Raw genomic sequence first — 21,116 nt, forward strand, 5'->3', positions numbered from 1 at the left:
CTGGATGAGAACGAAACGGAGCGCGCGAGTAGGAATCGAGGAATTTGCTGATGTCTAGCCCGGTCGAGCCGATGGTTACCGAAACCGACGGTGAGGACCCGGCTGGAGGCGTGGCGACTCAACAGCCGGTCGTGGTGTACAACTGCAGTCGGATCGGCCGCGTGGCCAACCCGCCCGGATTCTCGTTCACCGACTGGTTTCGCCCCAGCCGTCGACGCCGACTTTCCTAGGGACGGCGCGCGCGGCGGATCATCAGCACGAGCACGAGCGCCCCGACGCCGGCCAGCGAGGCGGCCACCGGGGGCTTGGTGACGAAACGGATGACACCGGTCTTGACGTCGTCGGCAATGCGTTGCGGGTTCGCCCGCGCCGCGAGCGAGTCGACGGTCACGGCCAGCTGCTCGCGTGCCTCGTCGATCTCAGCCTTGATGGTGTCAGGATCCCGGTCCGCCACAACTTCCTCCAATGCCTGCAGCACCTGTGCGCCGGCCGCACCCCAACCGACAGTGTCTGTCGCACTACCCTAGTTGAGCCGGAGCACACCCGATCGCCCCGGTCGACCGAACGATCAACCTCGCAGAACCGCCCGGAGGCACACCCATGCCGCAGACCCCCCGACTCGAAGCCGGCGACACCGCGCCCGCGTTCAGCCTTCCCGACGCCGACGGCAACACCGTCGCCCTGTCGGACTACAAGGGCCGCAAGGTCATCGTGTACTTCTACCCGGCGGCGTCCACGCCGGGCTGCACCAAGGAAGCCTGCGACTTCCGCGACAACCTCGCCGAGCTCAACGACGCCGGCCTCGACGTCATCGGCATCTCCCCCGACAAGCCGGCGAAGCTCGCCAAGTTCCGCGATGCCGAGAACCTCACGTTCCCGCTGCTGTCGGACCCCGACAAGTCGGTCCTCGAAGCGTGGGGCGCCTACGGCGAGAAGACCATGTACGGCAAGACCGTGCAGGGAGTCATCCGGTCGACGTTCGTCGTGGACGAGAAGGGCGACATCGAGGTCGCGCAGTACAACATCCGCGCGACGGGCCACGTGGCGAAGCTACGGCGCGACCTGTCCGTCTGACCCGCCCAGCCGCGCGAGCAGGAACGCTTCGGCAGTCGCCGCGCGTTCCAGCACACCCAGGTGCAGGCTCTCGTTGATGCTGTGCGCCTGGGTGTCCGGGTCCTCGACGCCGGTCACCAGAATCTTGGCGTCCGGAAACGCCGCGGCGAACTCCGCGATGAACGGAATCGACCCGCCCACACCGGCATCGACGGCGTCGTGCCCCCACGCGTCGCGGAATGCGCTGCGCGCCGCGTCGTAGACCGGTCCGCTCGCTGCAATCGCGTACGGCTCGCCCAGGTCCCCGGGCGTGACGGTGACCTGCGCGCCCCACGGGGCGCGGGCCTGCAGGTGACTCGTCAAGGCTGCGAGGTGGGCGGTGGCGTCCCCACCGGGCGCGACGCGCATGCTGACCTTGGCGCGGGCGCGGGGAATGAGCGTGTTCGACGCCTTGGCGATCGGCGTGGTGTCGATGCCGATGACGGTGATCGCAGGCTTGGCCCAGAGTCGTTGCGCCACTGAGCCCGAACCGATTTCCCGCACGCCGTCGAGCAGACCGGTGTCGGCGCGGACCCGCTCCGGGGTGTAGTCGGGAAAGTCCAGGCCGCTGGTGTCGGTGTCGTGCAGTCCCTCCACCGCGACGTTGCCCTCGTCGTCGTGCAGCGTTGCGAGCAGTCGGACCAGCACCGTCAGCGCATCGGGCACCACCCCGCCCCACATCCCCGAATGCAGGCCGTGGTCCAGCGTCGCCACCTCGACGATGCAATCGGCCAGCCCACGCAGCGAGACGGTCAGCGACGGGATCTCGGTGCTCCAGTTGTCGGAGTCGGCGATGACGATGACGTCGGCGGCCAGCGCCTCGCGGTGTGCGGCGAGCAGGCGCGACAAGGACGGCGAACCCGACTCCTCCTCACCTTCGACGAAGACGGTCACACCTACCGGCGGACGCCCGCCGTGCGCGCGGAACGCCGCGAGATGCGTTGCGATACCGGCCTTGTCGTCCGCGGTGCCACGGCCGTACAACCGGCCGTCGCGTTCGGTCGGCTCGAACGGCGGCGTGTGCCACTGCGTCGCCTCGCCCTCGGGCTGCACGTCGTGGTGGGCGTACAGCAGCACGGTCGGCGCGCCGTCGGGGGCGGGATGGTGGGCGATGACGGCCGGGGCGCCCCCCTCGGCGACGATGCGCACATCGCCGAATCCGGCGTCGGACAACAGCTTCGAGACCGCTTCGGCCGATCGCTGCACCTCCGGCCGCCGTTCCGGGTCGGCCCACACGGACTGGATCCGGACCAGATCCTCCAGGTCGGCACGCACCGACGGGAGGACGTCGCGGACGCGCTGCACCAGATCAGTCATGGGGTCGAGATTAGTCCGGGGTCACCCTCACGAGGACTCCGCGTCTCGACGTTCCTCCTGCAGCCGGTCCTTGCTCCTGAGCAATCGCAGCAGGGTCACCAGCACCAGACCGCCGACGACATTGCCGACGACCGTGTAGCCGAACCACTTCGCCCAGTCGAGATAGCCGAAGGGCGCGTCGCCGGCGATCAGGGCGCCGAAGATCAGCAGGGAGTCCAGGATCGAGTGGAACAACTGCAGCCCTGCCAGCAGGAAAGCGCCCGCGACAGCGGCGGCGACCTTGCCGAACACCGAATCGGTGCCGTGCTGCATGCGCGTCATCAGCGTGATGACCATGCCGCCCAGCAGCGAGAGCGCCATGGTCTCGACAGACAGCGGTGCGGTCGCATAGTGGGCGGCGGATTCCACGGTCTGCGCATGCAGCCGGGGCAGGGCCGTCATGATCAGCCACATCAGGACCCAGCCCCCGGCGAGGTTGGCGACCAGCGTGCCGCCCCACAGCTTGAGCAGTTGCGGGACGCCGGCCCGCTTCGCGGCGACCGTGGTGACGGGGATCAGGAATCCCTCGGTGAACAGCTCGCTGCGTCCGAGCAGGAGTGCCAGAAAGCCCACGGAGAAGGCCAGTCCCGCGACCAACGGCTCCTGCGTGGCGTGCAGTACGGCGAGGTAGGCCACCACGCCGATCGCGATGTCCGTGCCGCCGAAGAACCCCGTCACCAGCACCTCGCGCCAGCCGCGGTGGAGGCGCTGGGTGCCCTCGTCGACCATGCGCCGGAACGCGTGCTCCAGAGCGTCCTCGATGGGACTGTCGGACTCCCCCAGCTCTCGCTGGCTGGTTTCTGCCACGTGACACCCCTTCGGCGCTGACCTGCGTGAGGTGCCCGGGTACCCCAAGCGTGGACGTCGAACCGGGCCTAGCGCTCCTCGAGCACCGCGACCGCCGCCGCCGTGTCCGCCTCATGGGTCAGCGACAGGTGGATCGTCACCTCTTTGAGGTGCTCGGCCACCGCCCCGGACAACCGCACCCTGGGCCGGCCCCACATGTCGGTGATGACCTCGATGTCGCGGTGGATCGCCTCGGGCAGGACCGGACGCTTCGAGAACCGGGATCCGGACCAGGCCTTGATCACCGCTTCCTTCGCCGCCCACCGGGCTGCGAGGTGGCGCGCCGCCGACGAACTCTTGTCGGCGGCGTCGCGCCGCTCGCCCGGCGTGAACGTCTCGGCGAACACCGTGCCGGGCCGGTCGACCTGTTCGGCGAACTCCGGAATGGAAACGAGATCGATGCCTATCCCGACGATGCCCACGGGCAGCACGCTATCTCACCGGTCAACGCCGATACACGCCGTTCTCGTCCAGGCGGGACGCGGTGTCGAGCAACATCGCGGCCTCCTGTGCCTTCTCCGAATGGTCGCCGTCGAAACGCCGGTCGGCGGGCCGTTCGAACATCGGCCTGCCACCGGCGATCGCCGAGGCCAGCCTGCGCTGTCCGGCCAGCGTGCGCTCCTGGGCCTGGGCGGTGTAGGTCGCCCGCTGCTCCGGAGTCAGGGTGGCCAGGAAGGCCTGCGGGTGCACCAGGGCGATCAGGCCGGACACGTGGCCGAACCCGAGGCTGGTGACCAGACCCGCCTTCAGGGGGTACTTCTCCCCCAGGTGGAGGGTCTCACGCGGCCACACGAAGTGCGCCGAGGTCGCCAGCTCGTCGTCGACACAGTCCAGGCTGCGGTTCGGCGGGATCACGCCGTCGCGCAGCACCTGGCACAGACCCATCATCTGGAAGACCGCCGCGCCGCCCTTGGCGTGCCCGGTGAGGCTCTTCTGGCTGACGATGAACAGTGGCGCACCGTCGGACCTGCCCAGTGAGTCGGCGAGCCGCTCGTGCAACTCGGTCTCGTTCGGATCGTTGGCCAGCGTCGAGGTGTCGTGCTTGTAGATCACCGCGATGTCGTCAGCGCCCACGCCCAGCTTGTTCAGCGACCGCGCCAGCACCGAATCCCTGCCGCCGCGGCCGGCGCCGAGCGCGCCCAGGCCGGGGGCCGGGATCGAGGTGTGCACGCCGTCGGCGAACGACTGCGCGTAACCGACGACCGCCAGAACCGGCAGGCCCATCCTCAGCGCCAGGTCGCCGCGGGCCAGCAGCACCGTGCCGCCGCCCTCGGCCTCCAGGAAGCCGAGCCGCCGCCGGTCGTTGGCGCGCGAGAACTTCGAATCGCTGATGCCCTTGGCCCGCATCACCTCGGTGTCGGCCGTGGCCGCCATGTCGCCGAAGCCCATGATGGCCTCCAGCGTCATGTCGTCGAAACCACCCGCGACCACGAGCTCGGCCTTGCCGAGCTTGATCTTGTCCACGCCCTCTTCGACGGACACAGCCGCGGTGGCGCAGGCGCCGACCGGGTGGACCATCGCGCCGTAACCGCCCACATAGGACTGCATCACGTGTGCGGCAACAACATTCGGCAGGACTTCCTGCAGGATGTCGTTCGGCTTGCTCCGGCCCAGCAGGTTGCCGTGATACATGGTCTGCATCGACGTCATGCCACCCATACCGGTGCCCTGCGTCGAGGCCACCAGGCTCGGGTGCACCCAGCGCATCAGCTCGGTCGGGGTGAAGCCCGACGACAGGAACGCGTCCACGGTCGCCACGATGTTCCACAGCGCCACCCGGTCGATCGAGGTGGCCATGTCCTGGCTGATGCCCCACACCGTCGGGTCGAAGCCCGTCGGGATCTGAGCGCCCACCGTCCGCGACAGCTTGGTCTTGCGCGGCACGCGAATCTCGGTGCCCGCCTTGCGGATAACCTCCCAGTCGCCGGAATCGGGGATCGGCCGGGCCACGGTGTGCTCGGGATCGAACTCGACGAACGCCCGTGCGTCGGTCTCGCTGGAGACCACGAAGCGGAAGTCCTTGTCCAGGAAGACACTGACCAGCAACGGCGACGCGTGGTCGGGATCGATCGCCCCGTCGTCGACGAACTCACGGATACCGCATCGGCTCACGACCTCGTCGTGGTAGCGCTCGACCAACTCGGACTCGTCGACCAGATCGCCGGATTCGGTGTCATACCAACCCGGTTGCGGATCGTCCTCCCACTTGATCAGGCCCGTGGTCCACGCCAGTTCCAGCACGCCCGCGGCCGACAGTTCGTTGTCGACCTCCATCTCGAAACGGGTGCGCGACGAACCGTAGGGCCCGAGCTCGGCACCGCCGACGATGACGACGAGGTCGGCGGGGTCGACGTCGAGGTCGGCCCACTCCGGTGCGGGCGCCGACGTGGCCGGACGCGGCGGGGACGGCAGCGCAGCGATCATGTGATCGGCCGCGTCGTCGTCTGCATCCTCGTCCGCGGTTGCGGCGGAACCGTTTTCGCGGGCCTTGGTGGCCAGCTCCGACAGATCCAGGTCGATCTCGGCCAGGCCGCCGGTCATGTCGGCGAGCACCGGTTCCCGGGCCGCCGCGACCTTGGTCTCCACATCGCACAGGTCCAGCAGCATGCCGGCCATCTGCTCGGTGGAGTAGGTCGTCAGTCCGGCTTCCTCGACGGCGTCGACGATGACGTCGTTGTGCCCCATCAGACCGGTGCCGCGCGTCCAGCCGATCAGCGCGTGCGCCAGGCTGACACGCTGCGCCCACGAGGTCTCGGCCTTCCAGCGCGACACGACGGCGTCCAGCGCCGCCTTCGACTCGCCGTAGGCCCCGTCACCGCCGAACTTTCCGCGGTTCGGCGAACCCGGCAGCACCACGTGCAGGCGCGCGGCGATGTCGCGGTCGGCACCGATGTGGGACAGGCCGCCGATGAGCCGCTGCACGGCCCACAGCAGGACCTTCATCTCCATCTCGGAGCGCGATCCGGCCTCGGACAGGTCGCCGCCCACCCGCGGAGCCGCGAACGGGAACAGCAGCGTCGGCGTCAACGCATCCTTGATGTGGATCGACTTGGGCCCGAGGCTCTCGGACTGTTCGGTGCCGATCCACTCCACCAGTGCGTCGATGTCGTTGTAAGAGGCCATGTTCGCCGGCAGGACCCACAGCTTCGCGTCGAAGCGCGCGTTGTCGCGGTAGAGCTGACGGTAGAAGGCCAGCCGGGAGTCGTCGAGCTTCGACGTCGTCGCGACGACCGTCGCGCCGCCGTCGAGCAACTGCGCGACCACCGACGCCGCGATCGAACCCTTGGACGCACCGGTGACGACCGCGATCTCGTCGCAGTAGCGGCCCTTGCCCGGGTTCTCCGCACCTGCGGCGGCCCGTGCGTAGAGCGATGCGTGGACGTTGCGGCCCGCCGCCAGGGCCTTGCCCTGCCAGTAGGTGGCCTGGGTGCCGACGACGTGACCGGTGCCCTCGAAACGTTCGGAGAGGCGGGCCCAGTCGGCGTCGATGTCGCCTTCGTCCATCAGCCAGATGCGGACCAGATCCTCACGCGCACTGGCCCAGCGGTCGTCGAGGACCACGGCCTTGCGGGCGTCGAACACCGGCGCCACCAGACGAGGCCAGTCCGAACCCAGTTCGGCGGTGACCAGGTCGATGAGCTCGGCGTCGGCCGACGCCTCAGGCGTGGCGAAGGGCGCACCGAGGCCCAGCTGATCGAGAATCGTGCGCGCCGCCGAGGCGAGCACGCCGTCGGGTCCGGTGACCTGTTCGGCGAACTCGCCGAGCGCCGCGGAATCGACGACCCCGCCGCCACCGCCGGCGGCGGAGGGCAGCGACACCGGCACACCGAGGCGGGCACCGACCGCCGCCACTGCGGTGTCGATCGCCTTGTCGACGGCCGCGGCATCGGCGAGCGCGCCGTCGTGCAGGCCGCCCAGCGCACCACCGCGGACACTGGAACCCTCCCGGGTGCCCAGCGCCACCTCGACGGTGGCGTGCTTGGCCCAGCCCTCGCCGAGCTCCCAGGTCTTCTTGACCCGCTCGGCGATGTAGGCCGGCCGCTTTCCGGACGGCCCGAAGACCGTGCGCAGCTGGTCGTTGATCGCGTCGGACAACACCGGACCGAACGGCTTGTAGGTGCGGGCCAGCTTGGTGACCTGCCCCTTCAGCCCGGCCAGGTCGGCCTCCGCCGCGCCGTCGATGGCGCCGAGGTTCAATTCCGAGCCGAGGTCGACCAGCATCTGGTTGCGCCGCGACGACGCACCGTCGGTGATCGACTCGATGGAATCCAGCGCCTCGATCTGGTCGATGCGGATCTTGGCCGACAGCGCGATGAGCGCCATCGTCGCATCGGCCGCGTCGAACGCGAGGTCGTCCGGGCGGGGTCCACCGCTGGGCGCCGCAGCAGGCGCCGGAGCGGCGGCGGGTGCCGCCGACGGGGCCGCCTCGGCCGCGGGCGCGGCCTCCTCGGGCGCCTCGTCGATCTCGGGCTCGGGATCGGTGTCGGTCGCGAACAGCACCGCGGCGTCACGCTCGGCGTTGAGCACCTCGGTGGTGTTGTGCGAATACTCCGGCAGCTTCAGCGTGTTCGCGGCCAACCCGGCGACGGTCGGCGCGTTCTTGACGCCGATCTCGACGAAGCGCTCCACCCCGAGACCACCGGCGGCCTCTTCGATGAACAGCAGATCCTGGGTCTCGATCCAGCGCACCGGGCTGGCGAACTGCCAGGCCAGCAATTCGATGACGATCTTGCGGCACAACTCGTTCGGGCGTTCGTTACGCCACGTGTCGTAGTCGGCGAGGATCTCGTCAAGCGGCTCGGCGGGAACCAGATCGCGGATCTCCTGGATGAAGTCGCGGTCGAGGGTGAACGGCCGTGGCACCAGATTCGGGATGTACCGGCCGACCAGCAGCTCGGCATCGCTGGGTTCGGGCATCACGCGCTCGAGCGCCCGGCGGAAATCGGCGACGCCGACACGCAGCACCGAGGAGTGGAACGGCACGTCGATGCCCGGCACCAGGATGAACGAGCGCTTCCCGCCCGACATCTCGCGACGCTTCTCGACCTCCTCCTCCAACGCTTCGAGACCGGCGACGGTCCCGGCGATCGCGTACTGCGAACCGCGCAGGTTGAAGTTGACGATCTCCAGGAATTCGCCTGTGCGCTCGGAGATCTCGGCGACGAAGTCCTTGACGTCGGCGTCGTCGAGGTCGATCTGGGACGGCCGGATCGCGGCCAGGCGGTAGTTCGACCTGCCCTGGGCGTCGCGCGGCACGATGTCGTGCATCTTGGATCCGCGGTGGAATACCACCTCCAGGAGCGCGGGCAGTTCGTAGACACCGGACACGCACGCCAGCGCGGTGTACTCGCCGACCGAGTGGCCGCACGCGATGGCGCCCTCGACGAACGCGCCCTGCTCCCGCATCTCGGCCACCTGGGCGGCGGCCACCGTGGCCATCGCGACCTGGGTGAACTGCGTCAGGTACAGCACGCCCTCGGGGTGGTGGTAGTGCACCCCGGAGGCGATGAGGCTCGTCGGGTTGTCACGGACGACGTGCAGCACCGAGAAGCCCAGCGTCTCGCGCGTGAACTTGTCGGCGATGTCCCAGATCTTGCGGGCGGCCTTGGACCGCGCACGGACCTCCATGCCCATACCCTTGGACTGGATGCCCTGACCCGGGAAGGCGTAGACGGTCTTCGGTGCAGCCAGCTGCGCCGTCGCCGACATCACCAGCTCGCCACCCGATCCATTCCCCGGGCCGGCTTCGCTCGCTGCCCGCCGAGCCTTCGCAGTCACCTCGATGATCTCGGCGCCTCGGTCGATGCCGACGCGGTCGACGCGGAACTCGATCTCGTCGCCGGGCAGCACCATCCCGAGGAAGCGGGAGGTCCAGCCGACCAGGCGGGCCGGCGGGGTGGCGCGACCGTCGGTCGCGGTGACCGCATGCTGGGCCGCGGCGGACAGCCACATGCCGTGCACGATGGGCGTTTTCAGCCCGGCGAGCAGTGCGGCCGCACGGTCGGTGTGGATGGGGTTGTGGTCACCGGAGACGACGGCGAACGCGCTCATGTCGACGGGGGCGGTGACGATGACGTCGCGCCGCCTGCGCCGCGGGGTGTCCGTGGCGTTGTCGGTGATCGCCCCACCCGCGCGCGGCGGGTCGGCCAGCTCGGCGGCACCGGTGCGGCCGCGGATCGCGAAGCGCTCCTCCAGCGTCGCCAGGACGGTGCCCTCGGCATCGGTGATCGACACCTCGACGGGGACCACGCGGCCCACCTCGGTGTCGTTGGCCGCCAACGCCGTTGCCGTGACGGTCAAGTCGCCCTTCGTGGCGGGCATGGCCGCCAGCAGATGGGCGGCGTGGTCGAGGTGGACCAGGCTGAGCAGCCCCTCGACGACCGGGAACCCGTCCTCGGTGAGGGCAGAGCCGATGGCGGAGAACACCGCGGGCCAGCACAGGCCGACGAGTGCGTCGGGCACCAGGGTCAGGCCCGGCGCCAGCGGGGCCCCGAAGGTCGCGGTCACGCCGGTGTGGTCGGCCACCTTCTCCGGATCCCATTCGACCGTGACCGTGGAGGTGTTGTCCTGCACGGCGGGAAGCGATTCCGGCCCGTCGACGCCGGCGGCGATCGCCAGCACCGCGCGCATCGCCGTCGCGGCGTCCTCGACCGTCACGATCGGGGCGCCACCGTCGACTGTGGTCGCGGGAAGGGTGAAGCGGATGTCGATCCAGGTGTCGGAGAGCGGCACGCTCAGCGTGACCGAGACCTTGCCTGCGTCGTCGGTCGACTGCTCCAGGCGCGCACCGGTGTTCGGATGCGTGGCGCTGGGCTTACCGGGCACGTCGTTGACCTGCCACTCGCCCGGTGCGCCGATGCGGTGCACCGGGTTGATCGCGGTGCGCCCCGCCCACAGGACGTCGGGCGAGTCGAGCACCACGGCGAGCGGACCGCTGACGTCGGCACGCGCCTGACGGCGCGACACCACCGACACCGGCTTCGCACCGGAAGCCAGCACGCGGTCGACGATCTCCTGCTCGAACCGGTCGAGCAGATCACCGACAGGCTCGTCGACGCGGGTGATCCCCGCGACGGCCTGGGTGCCGGGGATGATGCAGACCTGGTCGGCGGTGTAGCGCGCATCGTGCGCCTGCCACAGTGAATCGCTGCGCCACCAGCGCCGCACGTCCTTGTCGATGACCGGGACGAAGTTGACCGGCTTGCCGGGCTTCTTGCACAGCGTCACGAAGAACGGCACGTCGGCCGGATGCAACTTGACCGTCTCGGCATCCGGGTAGCGCGCCTGCAGCGCGGCGATCGCGGTGTCGGGGTTGTCGAGCAGCGCACGACCGTCGGTACCGGCCTCGGCACCTGCGCTGAACAGCGACTCGATCGGACCGGAGTCCTTCTCGTTGAGGCGGGCCTCGGCACGCTTGAGCATCGCCTCGAAGCGCTCGCGCCAGGTGTCGGCCAGCCAGGGGCTGCCCGGGCCCGCGGTGTCGGCGGTGCTGTCACCGTCGCCGATCGCCAGCTCGACGTAGCGCTGCAGCCACTGCAGGTAGGTCATGTCGCCGATGTCGCCGAAGTACGGCTTGGCGGTGTCGGCCATCGCGGCGATGATCTCGTCACGACGCTCGGCGACGGCGTCGGCGTCGCCGGCGACCTCGTCGAGCAGACGTCCGCATCGCGAGGCGGTGTTGTCGATCTCGTGGATGTCGGCGCCGAGCTGACTGCGGCCGCTCGCCATCCCGTTGATGGCCTTGCCCGCGCCGACCCAGGTGTCGGTGCCCGTGGTGTCGACGAGCATCTGCTTGACGGCCGGCGAGGTGGTCGCCTCCAGGGTGGCCATGGCCGCGGTGCCGACGAGGATGCCGTCGACCGGCATGTCTGGGAATCCGTAGTCCCGGGCCCACTCTCCGGACAAGTAGTCGGCCGCGCGTTCGGGCGTGCCGATACCGCCGCCGACGCAGATCGTGACGTTCGAGTACTTGCGCAGTTCGCCGTAGGTGCTGAGCAGGAGGTCGTCCAGGTCCTCCCACGAGTGGTGTCCACCGGCGCGGCCACCCTCGATGTGCACGATGACGTCGCGGTCCGGAACCTCGGCCGCGATCTTGATGACCGACTTGATCTGGTCGACCGTGCCGGGCTTGAACACCACGCTGCTGATACCGACGGTGTGCAGCTCTTCGATCAGATCGACGGCCTCTTCGAGGTCGGGGATGCCGGCGGTCACGACGACGCCGTCGATCGGGGCGCCCGACTGGCGGGCCTTCTGGACCAGGCGTTTGCCGCCGACCTGCAGCTTCCACAGGTACGGGTCCAGGAACAGCGAGTTGAACTGGATGGCGCGGCCGGGCTCGAGCAGCTGGGTGAGCTCGGCGATGCGGGCGTCGAAGATCTCCTCGGTGACCTGACCGCCACCGGCCAGTTCGGCCCAGTGGCCGGCGTTGGCCGCAGCGGCGACGATCTTGGCGTCGACGGTCGTCGGGGTCATGCCGGCGAGCAGGATCGGGGAGCGCCCGGTGAGACGGGTGAACTTGGTGGAGGCCTTCACCGAACCGTCCGGCAGGGTGACGGGCTGGGGCGCGTAGCTCGACCAGGCCGGGGCGACGGCCGGGGCGGCGCCGACGGTGAACAGGCTTCGCTGCCCGGCGCGCGTGGCGGCCGGCACGATGCCGATGCCCAGGCCGCGGATCACCGGCGCGGTCAACCGGGTGACGGTGTCACTGGGCCCGAGATCGACGATCCACTTGGCGCCCGTGGCGGCGAGGCCTTCCACTTCGGCCACCCAGTCGACCGGCTTGATGAAGATCGCCTCGGTCAGTTCGCGGGTGAGGTCGCGGTCCAGGCCGGTGCGGCCGGCCCACTCGTTGACCAGGTCCACACCGGCGGCCAGACGCGGGGTGTGGAAGCCGACCTCGACGTTGAGCTGGTTGAACACGGGGCGGAAGATCGCGCCGCCGCGCGTCTTGTTCTTGCGCTCGGCCTCTTCCCTCTCGCTGATCTTCTCGCAGTAGAGCTCGAAGCGCGCGAGCTGCTCGGGGGTGCCGGTGATGACGACCGAGCGCCTGCCGTTGCGGATCGACAGCGCCGGCGGCAGCACGGTGCGCACGTCCTGGGCGAATTCTTCGAGGAGCTCGGCCATGCGCGCGGGGTCGACGTTCAGGACGGAGACCATGGGCGCCTTGTCGCCGCGGCTGACCATGCCGCAGCGGCGGGACACCAGGGATCCGGCGGCGCCGATCAGCTGGCCGATGGCGAGCAGCTCGACGTCCCGGGTGCCGCCGGCCTTCAGCGATTCGACGGCTGTGACGCCCTGTGAGTGACCTGCGATGGCGACGGGCGGGTGCGCGTCCAAATCGAGCCCCTGGCGCTTCAGCGCCCGCTGTGCCGCCATCTGGGTCAGCAGGATGCCCGGACCGGAGATCGCGGCCGTGGTGAGGTCCTTGGTGGAGGGCAGCGGCTCGTCGGCGGCCAGCGCGCGGATCCATTTCATCGGTTCGAAGCCGATGGGTCGCACCACGACGAGCTCTCGCGCCAACGGCTCCAGGAGCAGCTCCGCCTCGGCGACGAGCTGGCTGATCTCGGACTCGATACCGGCCGAGTTGACGAGTTCTTCGAGGTTCTCCAGCCAGGGCCCACCCTGACCGCCGAATGCGACCGCGTAGGGCTCACCGGAGTGCAGGCGATCGACGAGGGCGTGCGATCCCGTCAGAGGTTCGAATTCCTGATCTGCCTGGCTCGTGGAGCCGGCGGTCGCACGGTGCTGGTCGTTGATCGTCACGTCGTGTGTTCTCCTCAGTGCTGTTCCGCGCTACATCGCTGTCGTGGGGCTGGTGGGGCGTCGAGGGGTGCGTGTGTGGGGGCACCCGCCTGGGCCGTCGATTCGGCGTCGAATCCCGCTGTCTCGTCCGCAGCCTCGGCCGGGTCCACGGGGACCCGCGGGCGGACACTCCAGCTGTTGTAAGAGTGTCATAAGAGACTGCCCTAGTTTGGCGCATCAAATGGTTACTGGTGAGTTCTACGCACCGGTAACAGCGGGTTGCATAACGCGCGCTCCGTGGCGGCTCCGGCCCTTCCGGGACAAACGTCCTGCATGCAGGTGGTTACGGTTGAGTAGGATAGAAGCGCAGTTCAAAGCAGTATTGTTACCAAATCGTTATCTTGAATTCCGCGTTCTCAGATGGCGTTGCTCCGCTCGGCGGCGAGATGACAAGATCGCCCGACGTGTCCTGTCACGAATTCGCTGGGCGGACAGATGTTTGCTGCCAAAACCTACTAAAGAGTAAGTCCGGAGTCCGCCCTAGTCCCACTGCCCGAAACTGGGTTTGAGGACGTGGTTGATGTCGACGCCTACACCCGCCACCGTACGGCTGTCGATCTCCACCTGATGAAGGTGCGCGGCCGGGTGCGCCACCCCGCCCGGCGAGCCCCAGTTGTGCTGCCAGAACCAGGAGCCCAGGCCGTCCTGAAGTGCCCACTCGATCGTCGTGGAGTTGGCGTAGACGCCGGTGCGCTGGTGCCCCAGCACCCGTTCCCAGCCGCGCAGATACGGCACCACCTGGCGCTTGTACTGCTCATAGGTGGGGTCGTCGTCGATGGACGCGTACACAGGAGCGCCGACCGGTCCACCCGCGGCGACGTGCAATTGCCAGCCCCGCGTCGCGTGCTGTATCCCGGCAGGCTCGCCGGGCAGCCAGTCGGCGGTCTCGCCCTTACCGAACTGATAGCAGGAGACGATCTTCATGCCGTGACGGTAGAGATCACGCGCCTCGTCCAACTGGATCGGCTTGCCCAGCATCCAGGCCCCGCCGGGGCGCCGGTCGGACACATACCTGATCGCACCCACAGCGCCTGCGGAACGGAGATCCTCCGCGCTGAGCACGCCGGCGGCGTAGTCGAGCAGGATGCCGAGGGGCGCCGCCGCGGCCCCGGGCGTGACCGACGCAGGTCCGACACCAGCCGCCAGGGCACCCAGTCCGAGGACCGCCGGCGCTGCCGCGGCGTATTTGAGCACACGGCGCCGCGACGTCAGGCGATCGTGGGACACGCGGCACAGACTACGACAGCAGCCCGCGATTTCACGGTGACGCCACAGGTCACATCGCCGACACTTTCGCGAGGGCGGTTTCGGAAGGCCCGCTGCGTGGGACTAGGCGCCGCGCCGTGGCTCCCACTCGCCGCCCAACAGGATCCCTGCGGTGTAGCCGGCTGCCGAGGTGACCATGTGGCGCCGCGTCGCATGCTCGAAACGGGCCGCCATCACCTTCTCGCCCAGGACGCGATAGTCCTGCACCACGCGTCGAATGTCGTCCACCTCGTCGGGTCGCGGCAGGTAGTCGGCGCCGACGCGGGCCTGATAGAGCTCGGCGAGGCTGCTCACGAATGCTTCGGCGAGATCGTCGACGGACTCCTCGGCAGCCTCCAGGAACCGCAGAAGGGCGCGCACGTACAACACGTGGTCGGTGGATCGCGCCAGGATGTCGGCGGCGGCACCGTCGGTCATCACGACCTTGCCGCCGACGACGTCGGCCAGGCCGTACTCGACCAGCCGGCGGCCCTCGATGCTCTGCGGATCGATCGCCACCGAGGTGCCGTCGGCGGGCGCATCCTCCGACGGGCCCAGCACGGCGCGCTGAAGGCCCAGGATGTCGGCCAGGTCGGCCCCCTGGCGCATGCTCGCGAAGAACTCGGCGATGTGCGCGGAGTTGTAGCCCTTCCGTAGCAGCTGACTGATCGTGTTCAGTTGGGACAGGTGGTAGTCGTCGTAGAGCGCCGTGCGTCCGACGCGTCGAGGCGGGTCGAGTAGGCCACGCTCGCGATAGGCACGGATGTTCCGAGCACTGACCCCCGATTCCCGCGCCAGGTCCTCAAGTCGGTATTCAGCCACGCGCCGTCACCCACAGGTGTTCGACGCGGCGGGCCGGTCCGATGCCGGGGCGGTTCATACACACACTCTAACCGCCGAACGGCAAGAAGAGCGAAGTATCCCCCCGTGACCGTTGTTCGCGACCGGGAAGATCAATATGACGAGCTATCAGCGGTAATACTGAACACCTAGTCAATTTATGAACATTGCTGTGCATTTCTAGCCAACTACCTAGCCGCCCTGGACAAAGCGCGGCTGACCCGGGTGTGAGCAAATCGATTGGCGCGGCGAGTGCGAAGTGCGCGACCATGGAGTCACTTGCTCGTTTCAGCAGGACATTAAGACAAATTGCGTAGATTGTGAGGTGGCCGGTCGTGCGTCCCTGGATCGTGTGGGCGACCGGCCTCCTCGCCTACATCGTCGCGGTGTTCGACCGGACCACCCTGGGTGTCTCCGGACTCGCCGCGGCCGACCGGTTCGGCGCAGGCCCCAGCCTTCTGTCGACATTCGTCGTCCTGCAGGTCGTCGTCTACGCCGGAGCCCAGGTTCCCGCCGGCCTCCTCCTCGACAGGTACGGATCACGCGCCCTGATCGCGTCCGGCGCGGCGCTGATGGCCACCGGCCAGGTGATCCTGGCGTTCACCGAATCGCTGCCTGTGGCCATCGCCGCGCGCGCTGTCGTCGGTTTGGGCGATGCCGTGACCTTCATCTCCGTACTGCGTCTGGTGCCCCACTGGTTCGCGCCGCGGCAGATCCCGGTGGTGACGCAGTTGACCGGCATCGTCGGCCAGCTCGGACAGGTCCTCTCGGCGGTGCCGTTCCTGGCCGTCCTGTCCGCCGCCGGCTGGTCGACCGCCTATGCGTCGGCTGCGGCGATGGGCGTGCTGTCGATCGTGCTGACCGTGCTCCTGGTCAAGAACACTCCGGACGGCTCCACGACCACATCGGAGACGATGTCGGTGCGCGAGACCCTCAGCAGCGTGAAGACCGTCTGGCTGCGTCCCGGTACGCGCCTCGGCTTCTTCACCCACATGGGCACGCAGTTCTCCATCACGGTCTTCGCGCTCATGTGGGGGCTGCCCTATCTGACCGAGGCGCAGGGACTCTCACCGGGTGTCGCCGGTGCCCTGTTGAGCCTGTCGGTCGTGACCGCGATCGCGTGCGGGGTGCTCATCGGTGTGTTCACCGGGCGCTATCCACACCGCCGTTCACGTCTGGTCCTGGCGATCATCGCGAGCAACGCGCTCATCTGGACGGTCGTCCTGGCGTTGCCGGGCCCCGCTCCGCTGTGGTTGCTCACGGCTCTGGTCGTGGTGATCTCGGTCGGCGGCCCCGGCTCGATGGTCGGATTCGACTTCGCCAGGACCTTCAACACCCGCGCGACGCTGGGAACGGCGCAGGGCATGGTCAACATGGGCGGCTTCCTGGCGTCCCTGCTGCTGATGCAGGCGATGGGGATGGTCATGGAGGCCGCGGGCGGTATCTCGTTCGAGTCTTTCCGCGTCGCCCTGACGTTGCAGTACGTGGTGTGGACGATCGCCGTGATCGGCATCCTGATCACCCGCCGGAAAGCGCGCCGTCAACTCGCCAAGGACGACCGCTTCCTGCTCGAAGACGTCACGAGGTAGTCCCGGTGGTGGCGGCGACCGCCGCGGCCGCGTGCCTGTGCCCCACGAGTTCGTACCCGACGACGGAGACGACGGGCGCCAGCGTGACCACCAGGAGGCAGTTGGCCATCGATATCCCGTTGGCCGCCAACAGCACCGCCACCCCGAGCACCGCTCCCGTCAGGACCGTCAGCAGCAGGTGGAACCGCACCACCCTGTGCGCCATCGACGCATAGAGCCCGTACACCGTCAGGATGTAGATCCCGACCGGAAGCACGACGCTGAGCACGGTCGCCGTGGACGACAGCTCCGAGTGATGCTCGATGTAATAGGCCGCCGCGTGCAGTCCTGCGCCCGTCGCCACGATCGAGGCGAACAGGATGATGTGCAGATATCCGAAGGAGAAGGAGCGCTCGCGGCGGGCGTGCAGGATGTCGGCCTGCGGCAGCACGAAATACGTCCACCACATGCCGAACGTGAGCCCCATGCCGGCGACGGCGACGAAGACCGCCTCCACCGACCAGCCCTGAGCCTCGACCACCGCGCTCAGTGAGGCGACCGTACCGACCACCCCTTCGCCCAGGGCGATGATCGTGAACAGCCCATAGCGTTCCACGATGTGGTGGGCGTGCCACGGGGTTCCGCCCTGTCTCCCCTCGGCGATTCTGGGGCCCATCATCTCGACGAGCACCAGCGCCAGCACGATCGCGACGGTCACGGGCACCGAGGTGTGCACGAAAATCGCGACGACCCAGCCGATCTGGGCGACGGTGATCCACAGCGCGTAAGTGAGGCAGGCGCGGCGACGTTCGGGATCCTGCCGGGCAGCGCGCAGCCACTGCGCGACCATCGCGACGCGCATGACCACGTACCCGGCGACGACCACGACGTTGTCGACATGCCCGCCGTGCTCGATCGAGGCGTACATCTGCGGCAATCCGAGGGCCAGGATGATCACGCCGACCATCTGCACCATGGTCGTCAGCCGGTAGATCCAGTCATCGGTGTCGTAGGCCGAGGCGAACCAGCTGAAATTGATCCACGCCCAGCACACCGCGAACATCGCGAAGAAGAAGCCTGCTAGTCCGGCAGTGACGTGCCCCTCGGCCAGCAGATGGGCGAACTGTGAGGCCGCGATGCCGAACGCCACGACGAACGTCAGATCGAAGAGCAGCTCCAGCGGGGTCGCGGCGCGTCCCGTCTCGTGGGGATCCCGTCCGGTCATCCGCCGGATCCGGTGCAACTGACCTACCGGTCGATACGGTTGCTCGCTCACGGGTCGCCCCTTTCGTCTGCCCGGCAGAGCGTAGCCGCGCCGCCGCGATAAGGTTCGCGGCATGGTGGCGGTCGGTGTGGTGTTGGCCGCCGGCCTCGGCACCCGGGTCGGGGCGGACGGCAACAAGGCCTATCTGCCGCTGGCCGGTCGCCCCATGATGGTGTGGTCGCTGGAGACCCTGACGCAGCTCACCGAGGTGTCGCGGACCATCCTGGTGTTCCGGCGGGGCGAGTACACCCTCGCCCGCGACGCCGTGCACCGCGAAATAGGTTCGCAGACGGTGGAATTCGTCGAAGGTGGCGACACCCGGCACGGCTCGGAGACCAACGTCGTCGACTATTTGGCCGCCGACATCGAGTCCGGCGACATCGACGTCGTGGCCATCCACGACGCTGCGCGACCACTGGCCGGGCCCGAGATGTTCCGCGAAGCGATCGCGCTGGCGCGGGTGAGCGGCGGCGCGCTGCCGTCGCTGGCTGTGAGAAATCTCGCCGTGTCCGACGGCGCCCGACTCAGCCCTGCCCCGGGCGGCGCGGGCGTGGTCCGCGTGCAGACGCCCCAGGCGTTCCGAGCCCCTGAACTGCTGCACGCCTACCGTCGCGCCGAGCGCGACGGATTCGAAGGCACCGACACCTCCTCGTGCGTCGAGCGCTACACCGATGTGCGGGTGCAGACCTTCGGCGGCCGCGCCGCCAACCTCAAGGTGACCTATGCGCGGGACGTTGCGGTCGCCGAGCAGCTTCTCCTCGACCGAACAGGTCCCCCGACCGGGCGATGACTGCGGCGAGATAGTCCGCGTCGGCGGGCAGGTCGATGCTCGCGACGTCGGTGTCGCCGTCGACCACGGTCACCGGTAGTTCCGCCGACACCGCGGCGGCCAGATCGTCGGCGTCGCCACCCGGTTCCGGCTCGGCGGCCGCAGCAAGCACCCGGGACATTGCGGCGGCAGTGAATCCCCGCGGGAACTGCACCGTGCGCAGCGGGCTGCGGTCCACCGTGGCGGTCACGCGTCCGGCGTCGTCGACCACCTTGATGCTGTCGGTGACGGGGCAGACGGGCAGAGCGACCTCGGCTCCGTCCTGCAGTGCCGCCACCACCCGACCCAGGACTCCGGGGGCGATGAGTGGCCACGCCAGGTCATGGACGAGGACGGTTTCGGTGGGGGCGACCGCACGCAGCCCGGCGACGAGGCAGTGGGCGCGCCCTCCCGGCGCGTCGGCGATCACGACGGGTACCTCCGCGAAACCGTGCGCCCGCAGGTCCTCCCCCACGTCGCGGGCCAGCGGGTCGGCCGCAGCGACCACCACGTCGCCGCGGGTCTGCAGTGCTTCGACAATGCGCGCCAGCGTCGACCGTCCGGCGACGGAGGTGAACACCGCCTCGCGACGCTGCAGAAACTCCGCCGGAACGGGCAGGATGGCCGTCACAGTCACGGCGACCGAGGGTATACGCCCTAGACGGGGTCGAACGATTCGATCAGCCAGGTGCCGTCGATCTTCGTCAGGCCGATCTTGACGCTGCTCGCGGCGAACGCGCCGTCGGGGTTTTCCTTGCTCGTGGTGGTCTGGTTGATGAACACCAGGACCTCAGCGGAGTCGGGCTCGATGTCGGCGACGGCCGCGCGGACCACGGAGGCGGCGGTCTTGACCGCCTTCTCCTTCGCCGCGGGCGTGACGATCTGCTCGGTGAACTGGGTGTAGTACGACAGGAAATCGCCGGTCAGCTTCGATTTGGCGTTGGCGAAATCCTGGTCCAGGCTCTCCGGCGAATACGAGAGCAACGCGATGGTGCCTGTCTTCGCGGCATCGAGGGCGACCTGGGCGGCTGCCGGGTCGGTCTCCCGGTCGGGGCGGTAGTCGTTGAAGTACAGCCAGGCGGCCAGGCCCGCAGATCCGAGCAACGCAACAGCCAAGATGCTGGCCGTCACCAACGTGCGGACGCGCCCCGCACGCTTCCTCGCGGGCTTCGTGGGGGGCGCCTCCTCGGTGGAGGCGGCATCTGCGGCGTCGGTCTCCGTGATCTCGGTTCCCGTCGCGTCGCTGTCCTTCACCTCGGCGGTGTCGGCCGCGGGGGTGTCGGACTCGGCCGCGGGGGCGTCGGACTCGGCCATCTCCGCCTCGGCGACCTCGGTCTCGGCGGTGTCAGGGTCGACGTTGCGGTCGTTCTCGCTCACGGCACGAACTCGACTTTCGCCATCTTGATCTGTCCGTCCTCACGTTCGAGGCTCACGGCCAGGCGCCAGGTGCGGGGCTCCTGATTGGCGCCGGCGGTGTTGGTGACCCGCGAGGATGCCGCGACGAGTACCTCTGCCTTGTCGTCGGTCATCGACTCGACTGCGGTGGAGTTGACCGTCACCTCGGTGACGACCTTCGAATCCTGGGCGACCTTCACGAAATCCGCTGCCTGCGATTCGAAGTCACTCTTGAACTGACCGGTTGAGTTGTCGATGATGCGTTGCACGTCGGCCTGGGCGTTGTTGAAGTCCAACGACATCAAGGTGACGACACTCTGGCGCGCGGCCGCGGAGTACTCGGCATTCTGCTGGCGCACCTTGTCGGCCTCGCGGTGGCTCCAGATCATGAAGCCGCTGACGCCGAGCAGCCCCAGCGTGCACAGCACGACCACGACGGCCGCGACCGCCTTCCAGCTCGGGAGGGGGATCCGGCGCCTGCGCTTGGGGGCCGGCGCGTTCAGCAACTCGTTATCCGGAGCTGTGCCGTCCGGAGCCTCGTCGTCGACTGCGCCGTCGAGGTCGAGGGCCTCTTCGGTGTCTGCGCCGCCGGCCGGCGAGGTGTCGGCGTCGACCACTGCCGATGCGGTCGGCCCCGCTGCGGATTCCGCGGTGTCTGCGGCCGGCTCGGCGACGTCGGCGGCGAGGGCCTGACGGCGCAACCGCGCCGCCCGTGCCCGCGCTCGGGCGGCGGCTGCCAGCGCGTCGGCCTCGGCGGCTTCGGCCTCGGCTTCCTCTGCCAGAGCCTTGGCCTGTTCGGCGTCGGGAACCCGATCAGGATCCACGGTCGATTCTTCGACGCGATCGGCGTCGATCACCGAGTCGCGGCGCCTGAAAGACGGCACACCGACCTCCTTAT

Annotated in this window: 14 protein-coding genes; 3 read left to right on the plus strand and 11 right to left on the minus strand. The window is 68.9% G+C overall.

The window, feature by feature from the left end:
• Nucleotides 1-226: 226 nt before the first annotated feature.
• Nucleotides 227-454 (minus strand): DUF3618 domain-containing protein, encoded by a 228-nt coding sequence (locus tag FHR72_RS16240; RefSeq protein WP_183470224.1) that lies wholly within the window; start codon nucleotides 452-454, stop codon nucleotides 227-229.
• A 146-nt stretch (nucleotides 455-600) separates the two neighbouring features.
• Here FHR72_RS16240 and bcp point away from each other — a divergent pair, with 146 nt between their 5' ends.
• The gene (gene bcp, locus FHR72_RS16245) at nucleotides 601-1,074 is read left to right on the plus strand and encodes a thioredoxin-dependent thiol peroxidase (RefSeq protein WP_183469832.1); all 474 of its coding nucleotides are present in this window, start codon (nucleotides 601-603) and stop codon (nucleotides 1,072-1,074) included.
• On the opposite strand, the gene FHR72_RS16250 is transcribed toward bcp, so the two are convergent.
• The 6 genes from FHR72_RS16250 to FHR72_RS16275 form a co-directional block, all read right to left on the minus strand.
• A complete protein-coding gene (locus FHR72_RS16250; RefSeq protein ID WP_183469834.1) occupies nucleotides 1,051-2,409 on the minus strand; it encodes a dipeptidase in 1,359 nt (452 codons plus the stop codon). The genes bcp and FHR72_RS16250 overlap by 24 nt on opposite strands.
• 27 nt (nucleotides 2,410-2,436) lie before the next feature.
• A complete protein-coding gene (locus FHR72_RS16255) occupies nucleotides 2,437-3,255 on the minus strand; it encodes a formate/nitrite transporter family protein (protein ID WP_183469836.1) in 819 nt (272 codons plus the stop codon).
• A 68-nt stretch (nucleotides 3,256-3,323) separates the two neighbouring features.
• The gene (gene acpS, locus FHR72_RS16260; RefSeq protein ID WP_179964069.1) at nucleotides 3,324-3,716 is read right to left on the minus strand and encodes a holo-ACP synthase AcpS; all 393 of its coding nucleotides are present in this window, start codon (nucleotides 3,714-3,716) and stop codon (nucleotides 3,324-3,326) included.
• A 22-nt stretch (nucleotides 3,717-3,738) separates the two neighbouring features.
• The gene (locus tag FHR72_RS16265) at nucleotides 3,739-13,059 is read right to left on the minus strand and encodes a polyketide synthase (protein WP_311736167.1); all 9,321 of its coding nucleotides are present in this window, start codon (nucleotides 13,057-13,059) and stop codon (nucleotides 3,739-3,741) included.
• A 519-nt stretch (nucleotides 13,060-13,578) separates the two neighbouring features.
• Nucleotides 13,579-14,325: a DUF1906 domain-containing protein gene (locus FHR72_RS16270; protein WP_311736168.1), complete on the minus strand. Its 747-nt coding sequence runs from the start codon at nucleotides 14,323-14,325 to the stop codon at nucleotides 13,579-13,581.
• A gap of 102 nt (nucleotides 14,326-14,427) precedes the next feature.
• Entirely contained in the window at nucleotides 14,428-15,165 is a 738-nt protein-coding gene (locus FHR72_RS16275; RefSeq protein WP_183469838.1) for a MerR family transcriptional regulator, read from the minus strand.
• Nucleotides 15,166-15,518: 353 nt separating this feature from the next.
• Between FHR72_RS16275 and FHR72_RS16280 the strand changes: the two genes are divergently transcribed.
• A complete protein-coding gene (locus FHR72_RS16280) occupies nucleotides 15,519-16,772 on the plus strand; it encodes an MFS transporter (RefSeq protein ID WP_183469840.1) in 1,254 nt (417 codons plus the stop codon).
• On the opposite strand, the gene FHR72_RS16285 is transcribed toward FHR72_RS16280, so the two are convergent.
• Nucleotides 16,762-17,976, minus strand: coding sequence for a low temperature requirement protein A (locus FHR72_RS16285; protein WP_183470230.1), 1,215 nt, complete (start codon nucleotides 17,974-17,976; stop codon nucleotides 16,762-16,764). The two genes, FHR72_RS16280 and FHR72_RS16285, sit on opposite strands and share 11 nt — an antisense overlap.
• Nucleotides 17,977-18,088: 112 nt before the next feature.
• Here FHR72_RS16285 and FHR72_RS16290 point away from each other — a divergent pair, with 112 nt between their 5' ends.
• Entirely contained in the window at nucleotides 18,089-18,805 is a 717-nt protein-coding gene (locus FHR72_RS16290) for an IspD/TarI family cytidylyltransferase (protein ID WP_183469842.1), read from the plus strand.
• Here the strand turns inward: FHR72_RS16290 and FHR72_RS16295 are convergent.
• Genes FHR72_RS16295 through FHR72_RS16305 form a run of 3 tightly spaced genes read right to left on the minus strand, consistent with a single transcriptional unit; the run spans nucleotide 18,726 to nucleotide 21,102 of the window.
• Nucleotides 18,726-19,460 (minus strand): IspD/TarI family cytidylyltransferase, encoded by a 735-nt coding sequence (locus FHR72_RS16295; protein ID WP_183469844.1) that lies wholly within the window; start codon nucleotides 19,458-19,460, stop codon nucleotides 18,726-18,728. The genes FHR72_RS16290 and FHR72_RS16295 overlap by 80 nt on opposite strands.
• 20 nt (nucleotides 19,461-19,480) lie before the next feature.
• Entirely contained in the window at nucleotides 19,481-20,137 is a 657-nt protein-coding gene (locus FHR72_RS16300; RefSeq protein WP_183470232.1) for a hypothetical protein, read from the minus strand.
• Between the two features lie 59 nt (nucleotides 20,138-20,196).
• The gene (locus tag FHR72_RS16305) at nucleotides 20,197-21,102 is read right to left on the minus strand and encodes an Rv1363c family protein (RefSeq protein ID WP_183469846.1); all 906 of its coding nucleotides are present in this window, start codon (nucleotides 21,100-21,102) and stop codon (nucleotides 20,197-20,199) included.
• Nucleotides 21,103-21,116 lie beyond the last annotated feature (14 nt).

Origin of the sequence: Mycolicibacterium iranicum (genome assembly GCF_014190915.1) — a bacterium.
GTDB classification, from domain to species: domain Bacteria; phylum Actinomycetota; class Actinomycetes; order Mycobacteriales; family Mycobacteriaceae; genus Mycobacterium; species Mycobacterium iranicum_B.

Bases quoted from the DNA above. Each gene is read 5' to 3' on its own strand.
- FHR72_RS16285 (WP_183470230.1), bottom strand. From the start codon at position 17,976: ATGACCGGACGGGATCCCCACGAGACGGGACGCGCCGCGACCCCGCTG.
- FHR72_RS16250 (WP_183469834.1), bottom strand. From the start codon at position 2,409: ATGACTGATCTGGTGCAGCGCGTCCGCGACGTCCTCCCGTCGGTGCGT.
- bcp (WP_183469832.1), top strand. From the start codon at position 601: ATGCCGCAGACCCCCCGACTCGAAGCCGGCGACACCGCGCCCGCGTTC.
- FHR72_RS16300 (WP_183470232.1), bottom strand. From the start codon at position 20,137: ATGGCCGAGTCCGACGCCCCCGCGGCCGAGTCCGACACCCCCGCGGCC.
- FHR72_RS16290 (WP_183469842.1), top strand. From the start codon at position 18,089: ATGGTGGCGGTCGGTGTGGTGTTGGCCGCCGGCCTCGGCACCCGGGTC.